General features: G+C 39.0%; 21 protein-coding genes. All 21 read right to left on the bottom strand.

Features of this window, described 5'->3' with window-relative positions:
• Positions 1–36: 36 nt before the first annotated feature.
• A complete protein-coding gene (locus tag ACSU6B_RS20635) occupies positions 37–804 on the bottom strand; it encodes a ribonuclease HII (protein WP_410888168.1) in 768 nt (255 codons plus the stop codon).
• A gap of 97 nt (positions 805–901) precedes the next feature.
• Positions 902–1,807, bottom strand: coding sequence for an L-serine ammonia-lyase, iron-sulfur-dependent, subunit alpha (sdaAA, locus tag ACSU6B_RS20630; RefSeq protein ID WP_410888166.1), 906 nt, complete (start codon positions 1,805–1,807; stop codon positions 902–904).
• A 30-nt stretch (positions 1,808–1,837) separates the two neighbouring features.
• A complete protein-coding gene (gene sdaAB, locus ACSU6B_RS20625) occupies positions 1,838–2,500 on the bottom strand; it encodes an L-serine ammonia-lyase, iron-sulfur-dependent subunit beta (RefSeq protein WP_215000348.1) in 663 nt (220 codons plus the stop codon).
• Positions 2,501–2,630: 130 nt separating this feature from the next.
• Entirely contained in the window at positions 2,631–3,494 is an 864-nt protein-coding gene (ylqF, locus tag ACSU6B_RS20620) for a ribosome biogenesis GTPase YlqF (RefSeq protein WP_215010243.1), read from the bottom strand.
• A 20-nt stretch (positions 3,495–3,514) separates the two neighbouring features.
• Entirely contained in the window at positions 3,515–4,072 is a 558-nt protein-coding gene (lepB, locus tag ACSU6B_RS20615; protein WP_088086366.1) for a signal peptidase I, read from the bottom strand.
• Between the two features lie 220 nt (positions 4,073–4,292).
• Entirely contained in the window at positions 4,293–4,637 is a 345-nt protein-coding gene (rplS, locus tag ACSU6B_RS20610) for a 50S ribosomal protein L19 (protein ID WP_026566443.1), read from the bottom strand.
• A gap of 145 nt (positions 4,638–4,782) precedes the next feature.
• Positions 4,783–5,526: a tRNA (guanosine(37)-N1)-methyltransferase TrmD gene (gene trmD / locus ACSU6B_RS20605; protein ID WP_410888163.1), complete on the bottom strand. Its 744-nt coding sequence runs from the start codon at positions 5,524–5,526 to the stop codon at positions 4,783–4,785.
• Positions 5,523–6,041 carry a ribosome maturation factor RimM gene (gene rimM / locus ACSU6B_RS20600; protein WP_215000342.1) on the bottom strand — a complete coding sequence of 173 codons (519 nt, stop codon included), beginning with the start codon at positions 6,039–6,041 and terminating at the stop codon, positions 5,523–5,525. Before rimM ends, trmD begins: the two co-directional genes overlap by 4 nt.
• A gap of 12 nt (positions 6,042–6,053) precedes the next feature.
• Complete coding sequence (locus ACSU6B_RS20595; RefSeq protein ID WP_168242760.1) at positions 6,054–6,440, bottom strand: YlqD family protein; 387 nt, start codon at positions 6,438–6,440, stop codon at positions 6,054–6,056.
• Positions 6,441–6,529: 89 nt separating this feature from the next.
• A complete protein-coding gene (locus ACSU6B_RS20590; RefSeq protein WP_088086362.1) occupies positions 6,530–6,760 on the bottom strand; it encodes a KH domain-containing protein in 231 nt (76 codons plus the stop codon).
• A 13-nt stretch (positions 6,761–6,773) separates the two neighbouring features.
• Positions 6,774–7,046, bottom strand: a complete 273-nt coding sequence (gene rpsP / locus ACSU6B_RS20585) for a 30S ribosomal protein S16 (protein WP_215000338.1) — start codon at positions 7,044–7,046, stop codon at positions 6,774–6,776.
• A 109-nt stretch (positions 7,047–7,155) separates the two neighbouring features.
• A complete protein-coding gene (gene ffh, locus ACSU6B_RS20580) occupies positions 7,156–8,508 on the bottom strand; it encodes a signal recognition particle protein (protein WP_410888159.1) in 1,353 nt (450 codons plus the stop codon).
• Between the two features lie 12 nt (positions 8,509–8,520).
• Positions 8,521–8,853, bottom strand: a complete 333-nt coding sequence (locus ACSU6B_RS20575) for a putative DNA-binding protein (RefSeq protein WP_215000334.1) — start codon at positions 8,851–8,853, stop codon at positions 8,521–8,523.
• A gap of 95 nt (positions 8,854–8,948) precedes the next feature.
• Positions 8,949–9,935 (bottom strand): signal recognition particle-docking protein FtsY, encoded by a 987-nt coding sequence (ftsY, locus tag ACSU6B_RS20570; protein ID WP_168242757.1) that lies wholly within the window; start codon positions 9,933–9,935, stop codon positions 8,949–8,951.
• Between the two features lie 17 nt (positions 9,936–9,952).
• Entirely contained in the window at positions 9,953–13,519 is a 3,567-nt protein-coding gene (smc, locus tag ACSU6B_RS20565) for a chromosome segregation protein SMC (RefSeq protein WP_410888157.1), read from the bottom strand.
• A 55-nt stretch (positions 13,520–13,574) separates the two neighbouring features.
• The gene (rnc, locus tag ACSU6B_RS20560) at positions 13,575–14,315 is read right to left on the bottom strand and encodes a ribonuclease III (protein WP_168242755.1); all 741 of its coding nucleotides are present in this window, start codon (positions 14,313–14,315) and stop codon (positions 13,575–13,577) included.
• Positions 14,316–14,485: 170 nt separating this feature from the next.
• Positions 14,486–14,719, bottom strand: a complete 234-nt coding sequence (acpP, locus tag ACSU6B_RS20555; protein WP_026566432.1) for an acyl carrier protein — start codon at positions 14,717–14,719, stop codon at positions 14,486–14,488.
• Positions 14,720–14,788: 69 nt separating this feature from the next.
• Positions 14,789–15,532, bottom strand: coding sequence for a 3-oxoacyl-[acyl-carrier-protein] reductase (fabG, locus tag ACSU6B_RS20550; protein WP_410888154.1), 744 nt, complete (start codon positions 15,530–15,532; stop codon positions 14,789–14,791).
• On the bottom strand, positions 15,529–16,476 hold the full coding sequence (fabD, locus tag ACSU6B_RS20545) for an ACP S-malonyltransferase (RefSeq protein WP_410888152.1): 948 nt from the start codon (positions 16,474–16,476) through the stop codon (positions 15,529–15,531). Before fabD ends, fabG begins: the two co-directional genes overlap by 4 nt.
• A 12-nt stretch (positions 16,477–16,488) precedes the next feature.
• A complete protein-coding gene (plsX, locus tag ACSU6B_RS20540) occupies positions 16,489–17,493 on the bottom strand; it encodes a phosphate acyltransferase PlsX (protein WP_410888150.1) in 1,005 nt (334 codons plus the stop codon).
• A gap of 15 nt (positions 17,494–17,508) precedes the next feature.
• Positions 17,509–18,075: a transcription factor FapR gene (gene fapR, locus ACSU6B_RS20535; RefSeq protein ID WP_088086352.1), complete on the bottom strand. Its 567-nt coding sequence runs from the start codon at positions 18,073–18,075 to the stop codon at positions 17,509–17,511.
• Between the last annotated feature and the right edge of the window lie 50 nt (positions 18,076–18,125).

Genomic DNA, 18,125 nt, shown 5'->3' with positions numbered 1-18,125 from the left:
CAGGCATTGCCTGTTTTTTATTATTGTGTTTGATAATTAAACAAAATCCTTTACTGGTGCGAAACTTTTTCTGTGATAAGTGGTTATTCCGTGTTTTTGGATGGCTTCGATATGCTCCTTTGTTCCGTAGCCCATGTTGCGCTGAAATCCATAGGCTGGATGGGCCTCTGAAATTTCCTTCATCAAATCATCTCTTGCTACTTTCGCTATAATCGAAGCGGCGGCGATAGAGATACTTTTTGAATCACCCTTAATAATAGATTCAGAGGTAAAGGGGGTTTCCAGTTTCATTGCGTCAATTAGCAATAAATCCGGCTTTGGATCTAAGGATGAGATGGCAGCTTTCATAGCTTTTTTTGTAGCTTCATAAATATTAATTTCATCTATTTCCTTGGCATGGATCATTGCAATACTGAAGGCAATCGCTTCTTTTCTAATAATCGAATCGAATTCCAAGCGTTTTTTTTCAGATAGCTTCTTAGAGTCGTCTATCCCTGCTAAGTAAAAGTCTTTTGGCAAAATGACAGCTGCTGCAACTACCGGACCTGCAAGAGGCCCTCTACCCACTTCATCGATACCGGCAATCTTCTCATATCCTCTTTTGCGCCATTTATGCTCATAGACATTCATTTCAACAAACTTTTCTTTTAGTCGATGATTCTCTGCAAATTTCTTACTCCATCTATGTACCAGCTGTTGGACACCCTTCCGCTCATCTTGAAGAATACCCAACAAGAATGGATCAGTTTCTACTAATATATTTTCCAATTGTCGTTCAATTTCTGCGATTGTTAATTGTTTCATTTTATCACCCATTGAAATTGTTATCTTGGTCATTATGTTAAAAAACAACAAAATAACACCCAATATTCGAGATGAACTTGGGTGTTATTTCATTCCGTTAGGATATAACTAAGTCTTTTAGTTTGAATGTTTTGCTTGTGCCAAAAATTTCTTGTTCAAGTCTTTTTCCTGTCGGTGTCGCTGCAAGACCACCTTCCGCTGTTTCCCTTAAGGCAGATGGCATGGATTGGCCAATTAAGAACATGGCATGAATGACTTCATCGCAGGGGATTCTGCTTGTAATGCCAGCAAGTGCCATATCTGCAGCCGTGATGGCATTGGATGCACCCATTGCATTTCTTTTCACACAAGGAACTTCAACTAAGCCTGCTACAGGATCACAAACTAATCCAAGCATATTCTTCAATGTGATTGCCATCGCTTCTGCAGCTTGCTTAGGTGACCCGCCAGCCAATTCTACAATCGAAGCTGCAGCCATACCACTTGCAGAGCCTACCTCTGCTTGACATCCACCTGCCGCACCAGAAATAGAGGCATTATTTGCGACAACAAATCCGAAAGCTGCTGAGGTAAATAAAAATTCAATCATTTCTTGTCTGGTTGGATTTAATTTTTCTTTTACTGCAAATAATGTACCTGGTACGACACCTGCTGAACCAGCTGTTGGCGTTGCACAAATTACGCCCATTGCAGCGTTCACTTCATTGGTCGCCACCGCTTTACTGACGGCATCTAATAAAATGGTCCCCCCCAGCGCCTTGCCACTTTTAATATAGTTTTGGAGCAATACTGCGTCTCCACCGGTAAGGCCTGTATGTGAGTACACACCGTTAAGTCCTCTTTCCACTGCTTGTTCCATAATCGTTAAGTTCTTATCCATTTTAGCAATAATATCTTCTCTAGAAAGGCCAGAAACTTCTATTTCTTGCCGGATCATAATTTCCGCTATTTTTACTTGATTACTCTCTGCCATCTGAACAAGTTCTGCTACATTTCTAAACATAATGACACCTCCCGCTGGCTAATTAATGGTCTATTCCACCATACGAATAATTTGCGATACACTTGAAAGTTGATGTAGTTCCTCTATTACTAATTCATCAATTTTCTGATCAACTTCAATAACCATTAAAGCCATTTCTCCTTTTTCTAATCGAGAAACTTCCATATGACCGATATTTATTTGATTTTTTGATAACACACTTGTTACTGCTGAGATAATACCAAATCGATCTTGATGAACAACCAAGATTGCGGGATGTTCACCGGAAAGCTTCAACGGAAAGGAGTTTAACTCGGTTATCTCAATCGTACCCCCGCCAATTGAAATCCCAACTAATTCGAGTTCGTTATCATCATTATATAAATTAATTTTTACGGTATTGGGATGATCCATCACAGCCTCTTCAATACAAAAGATCACCTCTAAACCCATTTGTTTTGCTATTTCTAAGGATTGTGGCATCCGACCATCAAAAGTATCAAAATCTAACAGCCCTGCCACTATGGCAAAGTCTGTTCCATGTCCCTTATAGGTTTTTGCAAATGAACCGTATAATGAGATGATGGCTTTCTTTGGCAGTTGACCAAATAAGGTTCTTGCTACCCTGCCAATTCGCGCTGCGCCTGCGGTATGAGAGCTGGATGGTCCAATCATGACGGGACCAATAATATCAAATGCAGATCGATATTTCATTTAGAACGCTCCTTTACTTTCACTCAATTTATTTTACAAGATATACGGCTAAATTGCCTACAATAAATACTGGTAAATTATTACATAAAAAAGACTCTCCGTCTAGGAGAGCTTAAACTATATTTTTTCTTTATTCAACCAAAAAATCAGTCGGTCGTTCAAATGTAATCCGACCAAACTTTTCTGATCTAATTTCCTTGATAACCAATTCTGAAACCTTATCATAATCAACGATACCACCAGCCATAAGACATCCACGCAGTACTCCTATTTTGTCAAACATCTCTACAACATCCTCAGGAAGGGTATCAAGATTGTACCGTTCTTTTAAACGATCTGGATATGCTCGTTCTAAATACTTAAGAGTATAGACAGTAAGATCCTGAAGATTTAATAACGTATCTTTGATTGCGCCTGTAACGGCAAGTTTTTTGCCGACTTCTTGGTCCTCAAATTTTGGCCATAAAATCCCGGGGGTATCAAGCAGTTCCATTTCCTTCCCCACTTTAATCCATTGTTGGGCCTTTGTTACACCAGGCGTATTTCCTGTTTTAGCGATATTTTTCTTTGCCAATCGATTGATTAACGTCGATTTACCAGCGTTAGGAATTCCAACTATCATCGCTCGGATCGCTCTTGGATTATTGACACCTCTAGCTCTTAAACGGTCAAACTTTTCCTTCAATATTTCCTTTGAAGCATTGGCAATGTCTCTCATGCCTTCTCCCGCATGAGAATTTATTGCGAGTGCCTTAATACCTTTATTCGCAAAAAACTCAATCCATTCCCTTGTTGCTTCTTTATCAGCCATGTCAGCCTTATTTAATAGGACAAGCCTTGGCTTATGCTGAATGATTTCATCTATCATCGGATTTCTCGAGGAATAGGGAATCCTCGCATCCACTAATTCAAAAATAATATCTACTAATTTTAACTTTTCCGTGACCTCTCTGCGAGCCTTAGCCATATGGCCTGGAAACCATTGGATCGTCATGCTTGGCCACCTCCCAAACTCTATTTCACTGTTACGATATGTGCATCATTTAACGGCCAGTAAACGAAACTGGTTTTACCGATAATTTTATCATAGGAAATGGTCCCAATATGCCGACTATCTTTACTGAAGCGGCGATTATCGCCCATAACAAACAATTCACCTTCCGGAACCGTTTTACGTCCTATTTTTTCTTCCAAGGTAAATGGATCTGTTAACGGTCCATCCTCTACTTCTTTTTTATATTTATCCAAATATGGCTCTTTATACGCTTTTCCATTAACATATAATGTATCATCTTTATACTCAATTGTGTCGCCGGGCAATCCAATCACGCGCTTTATGTAATCCTTTTGTTCTGGTGCATGAAAGACAATGATATCAAATCGCTTTGGCTCACCAATATTATAACTAAACTTATTTACAATCATTCGATCCTGATCCTTCAATGTCGGCATCATCGATAAACCATCGACAACGATTGGAGCAAAAAGGAAGTACCGGATAACTGCAGCTAATATGACAGCAATCAAAAGGGCCTTTGTCCATTCCCAGAGTTCATTTTTCTTTTTTGTCATAACAATCCCCGCCATTCTCCGTAAAAAAATGTTTTATAAAATTCATTTTACATAATTTCAATAATTTTAACACGATGGGATCATATTTTTAATCAAACTTTAATAATTTGTTAAAAAATCAGCACCAATTTATAAACTCATAATTTAATATTACAAGGGCATCAAATCGATTATATAAAAAAAAGAGCCTGCTCCCGAGCAAGCTCTTTTTCTTTTCATATTATCGAATCTCTTTAATTCTTGCTTTTTTACCACGAAGGTTACGCAAGTAGTAAAGCTTAGCACGGCGAACTTTACCGCGACGAAGTACTTCTAGCTTCGCAATTTTTGGTGTGTGTACTGGGAAAGTACGCTCAACGCCTACTCCGTAAGAAATTTTACGAACTGTAAAAGTTTCGCTAATTCCACCACCACGACGCTTAATTACAACACCTTCAAATAACTGAATACGCTCACGAGTACCCTCGACAACCTTAACGTGTACACGCACAGTGTCACCAGGACGGAAAGCAGGAAGATCAGTACGAAGTTGTTCTTTTGTAATTTCTTCAATCAATTTTTGCATCGTTTTCAACTCCTTCCAACAGACGCTCATGCACATCAAACTCTTAATTATATTGCAGCGGAACATCGTTATAAGACCACAATCTGATTCATATCAGCTCAAGTCACAAGTAGTATCATACCATAATCGCTAAACTCGCGCAATACTACTCGTATTCTTTTTTTACTTCTTTAAGCCATTTTTCCTGTTCATTCGTCAATTCTATTTTCTCAAGTAGGTCTGGACGTCTTAAAATTGTTCGCCGTAACGCTTCTTTATTACGCCATTCTTCTATTAATTTATGATTACCTGATAATAGAACTTCTGGAACCTTTAGTCCCCGGAAGTCAGCAGGTCTTGTGTAGTGTGGATGCTCAAGCAGTCCTGTGCTGAAAGAGTCCTTCATATGAGATTCTTGATTTCCCAGCACTTCTGGTAAGAGTCGGACTACACTATCAACGATAACCATCGCACCAAGTTCACCGCCAGTTAAGACATAATCACCAATTGAGATTTCATCTGTTACTACATGTTCACGAATTCGTTCATCATAACCCTCGTAATGCCCACAGATAAAAATCAAATGCTCTTCCTTTGCCAATTCCTCCGCTTTCCGCTGCTCATATTGTTCACCCTGCGGACAAAGAAGAATCACCCGTGGATTCGTACCTTTTGCTTTTTCCTTGAGGGCTGTTACAGCATCAAAAATGGGCTGCGGTTTTAATACCATACCAGCTCCGCCGCCGTAGGGATAATCATCTACAGTTGAGTGTTTATTATCAGCAAACCCGCGAAAATTGACGACGTTATAGTTGACCGCAGATTTCTCAGCAGCCTTTTGCAAAATCGATTGTCCCAGTACCCCGGTAAACATCTCCGGAAATAAGGTGAGAATATCTATTTGCATCATGAAAGTAACCCTTCGATTGGATCGATTAGTATGACTTTTTCTTTCACATCTACTTTCTTGACCACATCATGGATATAAGGGATTAGTATTTCTTTGCCGCCTTTACCTTTAACCACCCAAACGTCATTGGCACCAGGAGATAGAATTTCAGAAACTTTTCCAAGCTCCTCGCCTTTTGTTGTAGCAACAAGGCATCCAATAATCTCATGATAATAAAATTCATCCTCATTTAATGCACCAAGCTGTGTTTCAGGTACTTTTAGAATTCCATCCCTAAACTTTTCTACTTCATTGATATTGTTATAACCTTCAAATGAAAGTAATTCAAAATTTTTATGGGTTCGGCGGCTTTTAACTGTTAGTTCAATCGGCGAACTAGAATTAGGCATAAACAAATATAATACATTTCCTGCTTTATAGCGTTTCTCAGGGAAGTCAGTCTTTGATATAACTCGGACTTCCCCCTTTAGCCCCTGTGTGTTTACAATTTTTCCGACATTAAACCATTTTTCCATAGCTTTACACCTCTAGCGTATATCTTCTATTATTCCGTCTTTTATGATAATTGTAGGTTGCCCAATCCGCCCGTCCCATATGTCACCTATTTTAATTTCAACGAGGGCTTGTACTTCCTTTTCCTTTAACTCACTGCCTAATGGCAGCATATGTAATTGTTCGATTTGAAACTCAATAAGCTTTTCTTTTTCCAAACGTTTATTGATTTCTTTTTCAAAATGATTCTTTAATGCTCCAGGTGAATATCCCTTGGTTTTTTCCAAACGCTTCAACTCAAATTGAAGCTGACTAATCTCCCTTTGATACTGCAGCTTTTGTGCCTCGTAATGGTCAGCTAATTTTTTCTTACTATTTTCCGTTAGAATTTGTTTTACCACAACAGTTTGAATGATTTGCAAAGAAATGCCTCCCTCAAGCTTCCGCTTCTGCTTTTCTTATAGCAAAAAAGGGAGGAAATAATTCCTCCCTTTTATCTAGATGCAAAAAGCTATTCACCAATTTCTAGAAAAATTTTCTTTTGTTGTGATGATCCTGCTGCATAAACAACAGTTCTAATGGCCTTTGCAACGCGCCCCTGTTTACCGATAACTTTTCCCATATCTGTTTTATTAACAAATAACTGATAGGTTACACGATTGTCATCTTCCACAACATCCACACGAACGTCTTCTGGAAAATCAACTAGGGGCTTAACAATCGTTTCGACTAATTGTTTCATCGTCGTCCCTGAGTTACTTACTTAATTTTGCATTATGGAATTTTTCCATGATGCCTTGATTAGAGAAAAGGTTACGTACTGTATCAGATGGTTTAGCACCGTCTTGTAACCATTTAAGAGCTAATTCTTCATTGATGTCAACCTTAGCTGGTTGTGTTACTGGATTGTAAGTTCCTACAATCTCAATGTAACGTCCATCACGTGGTGAACGAGAATCTGCTACTACGATACGATAGAAAGGAGTTTTGTTTGCTCCCATACGTTTTAAACGAATTTTTACTGCCATTTTAAATAAGCACCTCCGAATAGTTTCACACAAGATAGTATAATATCAATTCTTTTATAGTTTGTAAAGTGTTTTTTCTTTACATACAGTATTACCAATTTTATACAGCTTAAAACGGCTTGAAAGGAAGTTTAAATCCACCTTTTTTCTTACCTTTTTGCTGCATTCCAGTCATTTGTTTCATCATTTTTTTCATATCTTCAAACTGTTTTAACAAACGGTTTACTTCAGTTACAGAACGACCGCTGCCTTTGGCAATTCGGTTTTTCCGTTTGGCGTTCAAGATTTCTGGATTATTTTTTTCAAGAGTCGTCATTGAACGGATGATTGCCTCAACATGAGCAATTTGCTTTTCATCGATTTGAAGATTATTTAACCCTTTAATCTTGTTTGCACCAGGCATCATCTTTAATAGTTCATCAAGCGGACCTAAATTACGAACCTGTCCAAGCTGATCCAAAAAATCCTCCAGCGTAAACGTAGCTGTCCGCATTTTTTGTTCCAACTCTTTAGCCTTTTCTTCATCAACATTGGCTTGTGCCTTCTCAATCAATGTCAGCACGTCACCCATACCAAGGATTCTAGATGCCATACGTTCAGGGTGAAAAGGTTCAAGTGCATCTAACTTCTCGCCTAAACCGACAAATTTAATTGGTGTTTGCGTTACTGCCCGGATTGAAAGTGCCGCCCCGCCTCTGGTATCACCATCCAGCTTTGTTAACACAACCCCAGTTAATCCGAGTTGTTCGTTAAAGCTTTGGGCCACATTGACTGCATCTTGACCAGTCATGGCATCAACGACTAGGAAGATTTCATCAGGTTTAGTCAGTTCCTTAATGTCCTTTAACTCACCCATTAATGCTTCATCAACATGAAGTCGGCCGGCGGTATCAATAAGGACATAGTCTTGATGCTCTTCTTTTGCTTTCGCAATGGCTTGCCTTGCAATTTCGACAGGGCTTACTTGATCACCAAGTGAGAAAACTGGCATGTCTAATTGCTTTCCTAGTGTTTCAAGTTGCTTGATCGCAGCAGGCCGATAAATATCTGCAGCAACAAGCAATGGCATACGGTTATACTTTTTGCGAAGCAAGTTGGCAAGCTTTCCGGATGTTGTTGTTTTACCAGCACCCTGTAAACCGACCATCATAATAACCGTTGGCGGACGATTTGACACCGCGATTTTGCTTTGTTCTCCACCCATCAATTCCGTCAATTCTTCATTAACGATTTTAATAATTTGTTGTCCAGGTGTTAAGCTTTTCAGTACTTCCTGCCCAACGGCACGTTCACTGACCTTTTTCACAAAATCTTTAACAACCTTGAAGTTTACGTCTGCTTCTAGTAAAGCTAGACGTACTTCACGCATCATTTCTTTTACATCCGCTTCTGAAACTTTCCCTTTTCCGCGGATTTTTTGAATTGTATTTTGCAGTCGGTCGGCTAATCCTTCAAATGCCATTCATGCCGCCTCCTAATCTAAATTCTCCAACTCGGCAACAGCTTCTAACATTGCCTGCTTTGAAGGGTGATCCTCATTGAGCAATTCTTTTACATTTCTTAAAAGTTTGCTGCGCTCTTGAAATTTCTGAAATAATAGCAGCTTTTCCTCATATTCCTCGAGCATTGCCTCCGTCCGCTTGATATTATCATAAACGGCTTGGCGGCTTACATCATACTCTTCGGCAATTTCTCCTAAAGAGTAATCATCTAGATAATAGAGAGACATATAGCTTTGCTGCTTTGGGGTTAACAACGAATGGTAAAAGTCATAAAGATAGTTCATTCGTGTCGTCTTTTCAAGCATGCAATCCCCTCCAATGCGCATGTTAAGTGAAAAGCCTTTACATAAGTAGTTTACAAGGTCAGAGATTATCTGTCAAGATAATACCTTTACATCCATTAATCTGCTTTTTCCACTTCATCTGCAAATAAACCATACACATATTTTTCCGCTTCAAATTCTTGAAGGTCATCCATTTTTTCGCCGAGACCAACAAATTTCACAGGAATTTTTAATTCATTGCGGATAGCAAGGACGATTCCGCCTTTTGCCGTTCCGTCTAATTTTGAAAGAACAATTCCACTAACATTTGTCACTTCTTTAAAGGTTTTTGCCTGGATCAGGGCGTTTTGACCAGTTGTTGCGTCAAGGACTAAAATTACTTCATGTGGGGCACCGGGAATTTCTTTTTCTATCACACGTTTTACCTTTTCAAGCTCCTTCATTAAATTTACTTTGTTTTGCAAGCGGCCAGCGGTATCACATAACAAAATATCTGTTTTACGAGATTTAGCTGCCTGTATGGCATCGTACATAACCGCGGCAGGGTCAGACCCTTCCGATTGCTTAATAACATCGACGCCGACTCTTTCTCCCCAGACTTCAAGTTGTTCAATCGCACCAGCACGAAAAGTATCACCTGCTGCTAATAGTACTTTCTTTCCTTCATTCTTAAACTTGTACCCAAGCTTACCGATCGTTGTTGTTTTTCCAACCCCATTAACTCCAACAAATAGAATGACTGTCAGCCCATCCTCTTGAATATTTAATTTTGAGGATTGTTCTTCACCCGCATTGTAGATATCAACCAACTTTTCGGATATTACACTTTGTACTTCCTGTGGGTCTTGGATGTTCCGGCGTTTAACTTCCATTTTCAACTCTTCAATCAGTTTCATCACTGTATCAAAGCCTACATCAGCCTGGATCATAATTTCTTCTAATTCTTCAAAAAAGTCTTCATCTACTTTACGGTACCTGGCAACAAGGTCATTTACTTTTCCTGAGAAATTATCCCTTGTTTTTGTAAGACCTTCCTTAAACTTCTCTGTCACCGTATCCGTGGATTTTGTGATTTTTTCTTTTAATTTTTTAAAAAAACTCATTTTTTCACTTCCTAATTTTAAGATTCAACAAGCTCTTTTGTTTCCTCTAAGCGAACAGATACAAGCTTTGAAACACCTGATTCTTGCATAGTTACCCCGTAAAGCACATCTGCTTCCTCCATTGTTCCTTTGCGGTGGGTAATCACAATAAATTGCGTCTCCTTACTATATCGTTTTAAGTATTGGCTAAAGCGTTGGACATTGGCTTCATCCAATGCTGCTTCTACCTCATCAAGGATACAGAACGGAACGGGCCGTACCTTTAAAATAGAAAAAAGTAGCGCAATCGCAGTTAATGCACGTTCACCACCTGATAATAAACCTAAATTTTGCAGTTTTTTACCCGGTGGCTGCGCAACAATTTCGACACCTGTATTTAACAAATCACCTGGGACAGTTAGAACGAGGTCGGCTCTCCCCCCACCAAAAAGGGTTCTAAATACCGGCTCAAAATGTTCACGAATTCCATTAAAGGTCTGTTCAAAGCGTTTTTTCATTTCTTCATCCATTTCGTCAATAACCTTATAAAGAGTTTCTTTAGCTTCCTGGAGATCATTCTTCTGTTCATTCAGGAACTCATACCGTTCAGAGACACGCTCATACTCTTCAATCGCACCAATGTTGACATTACCAAGTTCTTCAATGGCCAGTTTGATAAGTTTGACCTTTTTTCTCGCTTCTTCAATCGATATCGTTAATGGATATTGTTCCTTTGCACCTTCAAACGATAAAAGATATTCTTCTCTTAACCGTGCAAAACGGTTTTCAAGATCGACATCCAAGCGGTTGATTTTGACTTCCTCGTCTTTTAAAACGACTATCATTCCTCGGTGGAGTCTTTTTAGTTCTTTAACTTCCAATTCTAAGTCTTCTAAGGCGGACCTTAAGGACAAACGTTCTTCTCTTCTAACCGTAATTAACTGTAATGCAGCTTCTTTATCCTGTTGTTTTCTAATTGCAGCTGTTTCTAACTGTTCTTCACCTGATGAACTGTTTGTCATTTCCGAACTTAACAGATTAAGATCTTCAGTATAAAGAGCATGCTTTTGTTCACTCTCTTCTAAATCTGTTAGCAGAAGTGTCAACCGTTCTTTTGTGCTCATATACTGTTCATTTTTAGAAGCAAACGCTACTTTTAAATCATTTATTTCAATAGTTAGAGTCTCTTTCGAAGTCAAATCACTCGACTTTTGTTCGGTAAGCTTCGCTATTTGCGCCTCAAGCTTATCTATCGTTGTTTTGTATGTTTCCATTGCAATGGCTAATTCTTTTTTTCTATTTGTTAAGGTTGTTTTCTCATCAGAAAATTGCCCTTTTTCAAGGTCATAAATAGCTAAGCGTTCATTGATATTTTTTTCTTCGAGCTCTGCTTGCCGAAGGTCACCCTTCAAAGAAAGTTCATTTAATCTCAACTCTTCGCCATCTTTGCGCATTTCTTCAAGTTGCTTTTCTATTCGATGAACATCTTCTTTTAATGACTTTACAAGTTGTTCTAGATGGATCGTTTTTTCTTCCATCACAACTAACTTCTCTTTTAATTCCTCAAGTTCTCCTTTACGAGTTAATAAGGATGAGTTTTTTTGTTTAATGGCACCACCTGTCATTGAACCGCCAGGATTAACGATATCACCATCGATCGTTACCAAACGGCCGCGGTATTGAAGAATTTTCGCTAATTCATTGGCGCCTTTTAAGTCTTTTGTAATGACAACATTCCCAAGCAGACTGCTCATAACCTCCGAGTACTTTTGATCAAATTTAACAAGACTTACGGCTGTTCCAACAAAGGATGGATGATTTTGGATGGAAGCTATTTGCGCGGAAGACAACGGTCTTCCCTTAATGACATTTAACGGTAAGAAGGTTGCACGGCCAAAAGAATTCTGTTTCAAATATTGGATTGCTGTCCGCCCATTTTGTTCATTATCAACGACGATATGCTGCAAAGCCCCGCCAAAGGATGTTTCTAGTGCAGTTTCATACTGTTTCGGAACAGTCACAAGCTCGGCAACCGCTCCCTCAATTCCCTTTAAGTTTTTCCCACGTGCTTTAAGAATTTCTTTTACTCCCTGAAAAAAGCCTGAATAATCTTCTTCCATTTCTTCGAGCATTTCTTTTCTTGACTTTGCCTGTTGGAGAATTTGGTATGCCTGATACAGTGTCTTTTCTTGTTTTTGATAATTATTTCTTGTTGTCTCAAGCTTACGCTGCTTTTCTCGAAAAGATCCTACTTGATCTTCTATTTTTTGTTGTACTTCGTCTAATGCTGATTGGATCGCAGCTTTTTTATCCTTGGCAATTTGCCGTTCCTCAATAAACTTGTCATTCTCAACATCAAGTCGTGAACTTCTTCTTTCCTGCTGTTCCAGCTGCTGTTCAATGTATTTCATTTCATTTTTTGCGCCAGCTTGATCATTTAGCCATTCGATATATTCACTTTTTAAACTCTCTATTTTATCTTCAATATTTTCGGTGAATAACTGCAGTTTCGCCTGTTTTCCCTTTAATTGAGTTTGTAATTCGGTGACCTGCTTTCCAAGATCCTCGGCAGACATTGAAAGAAAGTCGCGATTCATTTTTAGCTGGCTAATTTTTTCATTTAGTTCCGAAATGTTCGTTTGAAGCTGTTCTTTATTTTGTGAAGCATTTTTCTTTCGTTCTTTTAAGACTTCTTTTCGGCCTTCCAGTTTTTCTAACTCCTCCGTAGCATGAAGAAGAACATTCTGCAGGTCGGTGATTGACTCATCAAATGCTGTCATTTGATCTCTTTTTTCAACTATTTTTGCTTCCTTTACTTGCAATTCAGAAGAGATTTTAAGTTCTTCCTCCTGATGTTCGTTCAACAGCTTGGAAAGGCCCTCCCATTTTTGATGAAGATCTTCAATTTCATACACTGTTAAGGCAACTTCAAATTTTTCTAGTTCCTCTTTCTTCTCCAGAAAATCTTTTGCCATCGAGGCCTGAATTTTTAATGGTTCTACTTGGCTTTCAAGTTCGTGTAAAATATCATTTACACGGTTTAAATTGTCTTGTGTTTCAAACAGTTTTACTTCTGCTTTTTTCTTTCGATGTTTATACTTTAGTACTCCAGCTGCCTCATCAAATATGGTTCTTCGTTCTTCTGCTTTACTATTTAAGATTTCTTCCACTTTTCCTTGGCTAATTATCGAAAATGCTTCTCTCCCCAGCCCAGAATCCATGAATAAGTCGATAATATCTTTAAGACGACACTGTTGCTTATTTATCAAGAATTCACTATCACCTGAACGGGATACTCTCCTTGTGACACTTACTTCGTTATAATCAAGTGAAACGCCTTGATCCTGATTATCCAAGGTTAATGTTACTTCAGCAAAATTTAGGGGTTTTCTGGTATCGCTACCCCCAAAAATAATATCCTCCATTTTACTGCCTCTAAGCGATTTGGCCGACTGTTCACCCAATACCCAACGAATAGCATCGGTAATATTACTTTTCCCACTGCCATTTGGACCTACCACAGCCGTTACGCCTGGAACAAAATCAACTCCAATACGATCAGCGAAGGACTTAAAGCCAATAATGTCCAACCGTTTTAAAAACATTTCTAAATCCTCCCTATGCATACAAGCTGGACTACTTGCAAACATTTTGTCATTTCTAAGTTGTTTTTTCCTTTAATATGTCGAGAGCCATTTGGGCGGCATGTTGTTCGGCTTCCTTCTTTGATTTTCCCGTACCTACACCTAATTCCTTGCCATTCAACGAAACTTTCGATACAAATTCTTTATTATGAGCAGGCCCAATTTCTTGAAGAACACGATATTCAATAGCGCCTGTCCCATCCCGTTGAATGAGTTCCTGTAACTGGCTTTTATAATCCATCACATGAGAAAAAGCACCGGCATTAATTTTAGGAAAAACTATTTTCTCGAGAAATTTAATGACTGTTTCAATTCCTTGGTCCAAATAAAGAGCTCCAATGAACGCTTCAAAAACATCTGCTAGTAAGGCGGGACGCTCCCTTCCCCCTGTCATCTCTTCCCCTTTACCCAACAAAACTAATTTTCCGAAGTTCAGTTCGTTGGCAAAGGACACAAGAGATGGCTCGCAAACAATTGCAGCCCGAAGTTTCGTCAATTCTCCCTCTGTCATCGTAGGATATTTTTTGTATAGGAATTGTGAAACAGTTAACTCAAGAACGGCATCTCCTAAAAACTCAAGCCTCTCATTATCTTCAAAAGGCTTTCTTCGATGCTCATTCACATAAGATGAATGAGTAAAAGCTTGTTTTAATAATTTCTCGTTTTCAATCGTAATACCAATCGTATTTTGAAAACCCTTAAATAGATTTTCTTTTGCGCGATTATTTAAATCTTTTTCATTATTATTTCTGCGCATATAAAACGTCTCCACCTTGCATTAAATAATTTACACACCACTCAAGTATAAGTTTAAAAAAAGTATTTAGCAAAACGCAAAGAAACTTGGCATCACAGTTGGAAGCCAAGTTCTATTTTACAGAATAAAGCTCCGTTTGAAAACGGAGCTTTTGTGAATAAATCCAACGATTACTTCGTGCTTTGTATGTAATTAACAGCGTCACCAACTGTGCTAATTTTTTCAGCATCATCGTCAGAAATTTCCATATCGAACTCATCTTCTAATTCCATAACTAGTTCAACTACGTCAAGGGAATCAGCTCCAAGATCATCTTTAAATGAAGCTTCAAGTTTAACTTGAGATTCATCCACGCCTAAGCGGTCAACGATGATTTTTGTTACACGTTCTAATACCTCTGCCATGCCTGTTCACCTCCCCTCAAGCTATTATAGAGTATTTCAACAAAATAATACACCTTGTTTTTATTAAAATTACATTACCATGCCGCCATCAATATGAAGTGTCTGCCCTGTGATATAGGCAGAATCATCAGAAGCAAGGAATGCGGTGATTTTGGCGATGTCTTTAGGCTCTCCTAATCTTGCTAAAGGAATCAGTTTTAACATTTCTGTTTTTACATCTTCAGGTAATTTTTCGGTCATATCCGTTGTGATGAAGCCTGGTGCAATGGCATTTACGGTAATATTGCGAGATGCCAGCTCTTTAGCCGTTGTTTTTGTTAAACCAATGACCCCAGCTTTTGCCGCCACGTAGTTTGCCTGTCCTGGATTCCCACTTACACCAACAATCGATGCAATATTAATGATGCGTCCTACCCGTTGCTTCATCATTTGTCTTGTTACTGCTTTTGTACAAAGGAAGACACCCTTAAGATTGATATTAATTACGTCGTCCCATTCTTCTTCTTTCATTCTCATTAATAAATTATCTCTGGTAATACCCGCATTATTGACGAGAATGTCAAGTTTTCCAAAGCGGTCTATCGTTCCCTTAACCATTTCTGCGACTTCTCCTGAGTTTGAAACATCACATTTTACAGCGAATGCCTCTCTCCCAAGTGCCTTTATTTCATCAACAACCTCATTTGCTTTGGCTTCACTGCCGGAAAAATTAACCGCCACATTTGCTCCTTGTCGTGCAAGTTCAAGAGCGATTTCTCTGCCAATACCTCTTGATGCACCTGTTACAAGGGCTGTTTTTCCTTCAAGATTCATAGTCTTTCCTCCTTTAACGCATCTATTACAGCTTGTGCGCTTTCCTCGTCCGATACAGAATATGTTGACACTGTTTTATCAATTTTTTTGATTAAGCCTGATAAAACTTTCCCAGAACCCACTTCAATGAATGTATCGACACCCAAATCAATCATTTTTCGAACGGAGTCTTCCCATTGTACCGGGGAATAAAGTTGTTCAATTAACTTATCCTTAATTTCTGAGGCAGAACTGATTGGTTTAGCTGAAACGTTTACTACGATTGGGACCCTAGCATCCCTCATTTCAATTTCATCCAATACTTCACGCAATTGAACTGCTGCTGGCTTCATTAACACGGAATGAAAAGGACCGCTTACTTCTAATGGAAGCACTCTTTTTGCCCCTGCTTCTTTCGCTTTCACGGCTGCAAGTTCTACCCCTTTTTTCGAACCTGAAATTACAATCTGACCTGGGCAGTTTAAATTTGCTAAGGACACAGGAAAACCAGCATCACTGATTTCTGCCGTCACATTTGATAGCGGAGTGCGATCCAGACCGAGCACAGCCGCCATCGATCCTTCCCCGTTAGGTACAGCACTTTCCATAAATTCGCCTCGTTTTCTAACAGCATACACCCCTTCTTCGAAAGTAAAGGTGCCCGCTGCAACAAGGGCCGTATATTCACCTAAACTGTGACCAGCAACAAAATCAGCTTTAATCCCAGATTTTTGGAAGTATTTCAATATAGCAATACTTGTTGTTAAAAGGGCTGGCTGTGTATTATAGGTAATTGTCAATTCTTCTTTTGGTCCCTCAAATATAAGTTTACTCAGTTGAGTGTTAAGCTTTTCATCTGCTCTCTTAAAATAATCCATTACCTCGGAGTGTTTCTCTGCTAACTCTTTCCCCATCCCGACGGCTTGTGACCCTTGCCCTGGAAACACAAATGCTATTTTCTTCATTTCAATACTCCTTTACCGTTCTACTTTGGCAATACTCGCTTCTTCTGTTGACATTTTAATTAATCCAACAACATCGTTACTTACCATTTCCCTCGTTTGCCGGATGGCGCTAAAAATAGCTTGCCCATTCGAAGATCCGTGAGCCTTAATTACAGGTGCATTTAAACCAAACAGTGCAGCACCGCCATATTCGGAATAATCCATTGTATTCTTTAAAGTTTTAAGATTCGGTTTTAACACAGCGGCAGCTAGCTTACTTGTAAAACTGCTCATTAAAGCCGTTTTTAACATTTTAAACATGGACAGTGCCGTTCCTTCAATCGTCTTTAACACCATGTTACCCGTAAATCCATCGGTAACAACTACATCAGCTGCACCATCAAGTAAATCCCTTGCTTCCACATTACCGACAAAATTGATATTAGCCGTTTTTAATAGTTCAAAGGCATGCTTGGTAAGTTCATTCCCTTTCTTTTCCTCTGTGCCAATATTTAATAGACCCACTCTTGGTTGTGTAATTCCTCTTACTTTTGCACTATAAATGGAACCCATCAATGCATATTGCAATAGATGCTCTGGTTTGGCCTCAGCATTGGCCCCGACATCTAGTAAAAGGAAGCCTTCGCCGCCAATGGTCGGAAGCGTTGGCGCTAAGGCCGGGCGGTGAATCCCAGTTACCCTGCCAACCACAAAAAGGCCTGCCGCGACTAAGGCACCTGTATTTCCTGCGGAGATGCACGCATCTGCCAATCCATCTGCTACCTGCTGGGCCGCTATCACCATGGAGGCATTCTTTTTGCGGCGAACTGCTTTTACAGGCTCATCTGTTCCGAGAATCACTTCGGTTGTATGTATAACTGAAATCCGTTCATGATCAGTTAACGTTTCTTTAATTTTATTTTCATCCCCGACAAGGGTAATATGTATATCAGAAAATGCTTGTACAGCTTTTAGTGCGCCTAAAACGATTTCCTTTGGAGCATTGTCGCCGCCCATTGCATCAATTGCTAGGTTCATTTTTTTCCTCATCCTTTACCGATTTTTCGAACGGTACATTTCAAATTCTCCGGTAAAAACAAGTTCATTATTTACAAAACTTGTCACTTCGACACTTGTTCTGCCTAAGTTCCCATCGATTTTTGTTACTCTTGCCTTGGCTATGACACGCTCATTTAATTTTACCAAACGCTTAAATTGAATATTCGCCTTTGCTGTCAACGCCAATTCATCGTTAATGACAGCTACTGCTAGGGAATTTGCCTGTGCGAATACATGATGACCACGGGCAATGTTATTACGAATAAACACATGTTCTTTTTTTACATCAAAAATCGAAATGGCATTTTGATCTAATTCTATATGAATAATTTCACCAATGACTTCTTCAAGCGGAAGGGAGCGGACCTCATCATCAAATCGTTTTTCAGCAACAGTCTTAATTCGTTCCCGTAGTTCCGGGATTGATAATTCTAACCGATCAAGACGGATTGTTTGTACACTTACTTGGAATTTTTCAGCTAAATCTTCATCAGTAATAAATGGATTATCTTTTATTGTCGAGGTTAACAATTGCTGGCGCTCTTTTTTACTTTTTCTCATGAATTTTTACACCGTCCGAGATCTTATGACTAGGTACTAATAGTAGTATA

The organism is Neobacillus sp. C211, assembly GCF_051842875.1.
Taxonomy (GTDB): Bacteria; Bacillota; Bacilli; order Bacillales; family Cytobacillaceae; genus Neobacillus.
Note: the sequence above shows the minus strand (reverse complement) of the source record. Positions and strands in the feature narration are given on the sequence as shown.

Excerpts from the sequence above, each read along its gene's own strand:
- ACSU6B_RS20635 (WP_410888168.1), bottom strand. The coding sequence starts at position 804 with ATGAAACAATTAACAATCGCAGAAATTGAACGACAATTGGAAAATATA.
- sdaAA (WP_410888166.1), bottom strand. The coding sequence starts at position 1,807 with ATGTTTAGAAATGTAGCAGAACTTGTTCAGATGGCAGAGAGTAATCAA.
- sdaAB (WP_215000348.1), bottom strand. The coding sequence starts at position 2,500 with ATGAAATATCGATCTGCATTTGATATTATTGGTCCCGTCATGATTGGA.
- ylqF (WP_215010243.1), bottom strand. The coding sequence starts at position 3,494 with ATGACGATCCAATGGTTTCCAGGCCATATGGCTAAGGCTCGCAGAGAG.
- lepB (WP_088086366.1), bottom strand. The coding sequence starts at position 4,072 with ATGACAAAAAAGAAAAATGAACTCTGGGAATGGACAAAGGCCCTTTTG.
- rplS (WP_026566443.1), bottom strand. The coding sequence starts at position 4,637 with ATGCAAAAATTGATTGAAGAAATTACAAAAGAACAACTTCGTACTGAT.
- trmD (WP_410888163.1), bottom strand. The coding sequence starts at position 5,526 with ATGATGCAAATAGATATTCTCACCTTATTTCCGGAGATGTTTACCGGG.
- rimM (WP_215000342.1), bottom strand. The coding sequence starts at position 6,041 with ATGGAAAAATGGTTTAATGTCGGAAAAATTGTAAACACACAGGGGCTA.
- ACSU6B_RS20590 (WP_088086362.1), bottom strand. The coding sequence starts at position 6,760 with ATGAAACAATTAGTCGAAACGATTGTTAAGCCCCTAGTTGATTTTCCA.
- rpsP (WP_215000338.1), bottom strand. The coding sequence starts at position 7,046 with ATGGCAGTAAAAATTCGTTTAAAACGTATGGGAGCAAACAAAACTCCT.
- ffh (WP_410888159.1), bottom strand. The coding sequence starts at position 8,508 with ATGGCATTTGAAGGATTAGCCGACCGACTGCAAAATACAATTCAAAAA.
- ACSU6B_RS20575 (WP_215000334.1), bottom strand. The coding sequence starts at position 8,853 with ATGCTTGAAAAGACGACACGAATGAACTATCTTTATGACTTTTACCAT.
- ftsY (WP_168242757.1), bottom strand. The coding sequence starts at position 9,935 with ATGAGTTTTTTTAAAAAATTAAAAGAAAAAATCACAAAATCCACGGAT.
- smc (WP_410888157.1), bottom strand. The coding sequence starts at position 13,519 with ATGTTTTTAAAACGGTTGGACATTATTGGCTTTAAGTCCTTCGCTGAT.
- rnc (WP_168242755.1), bottom strand. The coding sequence starts at position 14,315 with ATGCGCAGAAATAATAATGAAAAAGATTTAAATAATCGCGCAAAAGAA.
- acpP (WP_026566432.1), bottom strand. The coding sequence starts at position 14,719 with ATGGCAGAGGTATTAGAACGTGTAACAAAAATCATCGTTGACCGCTTA.
- fabG (WP_410888154.1), bottom strand. The coding sequence starts at position 15,532 with ATGAATCTTGAAGGAAAAACAGCCCTTGTAACAGGTGCATCAAGAGGT.
- fabD (WP_410888152.1), bottom strand. The coding sequence starts at position 16,476 with ATGAAGAAAATAGCATTTGTGTTTCCAGGGCAAGGGTCACAAGCCGTC.
- plsX (WP_410888150.1), bottom strand. The coding sequence starts at position 17,493 with ATGAACCTAGCAATTGATGCAATGGGCGGCGACAATGCTCCAAAGGAA.
- fapR (WP_088086352.1), bottom strand. The coding sequence starts at position 18,075 with ATGAGAAAAAGTAAAAAAGAGCGCCAGCAATTGTTAACCTCGACAATA.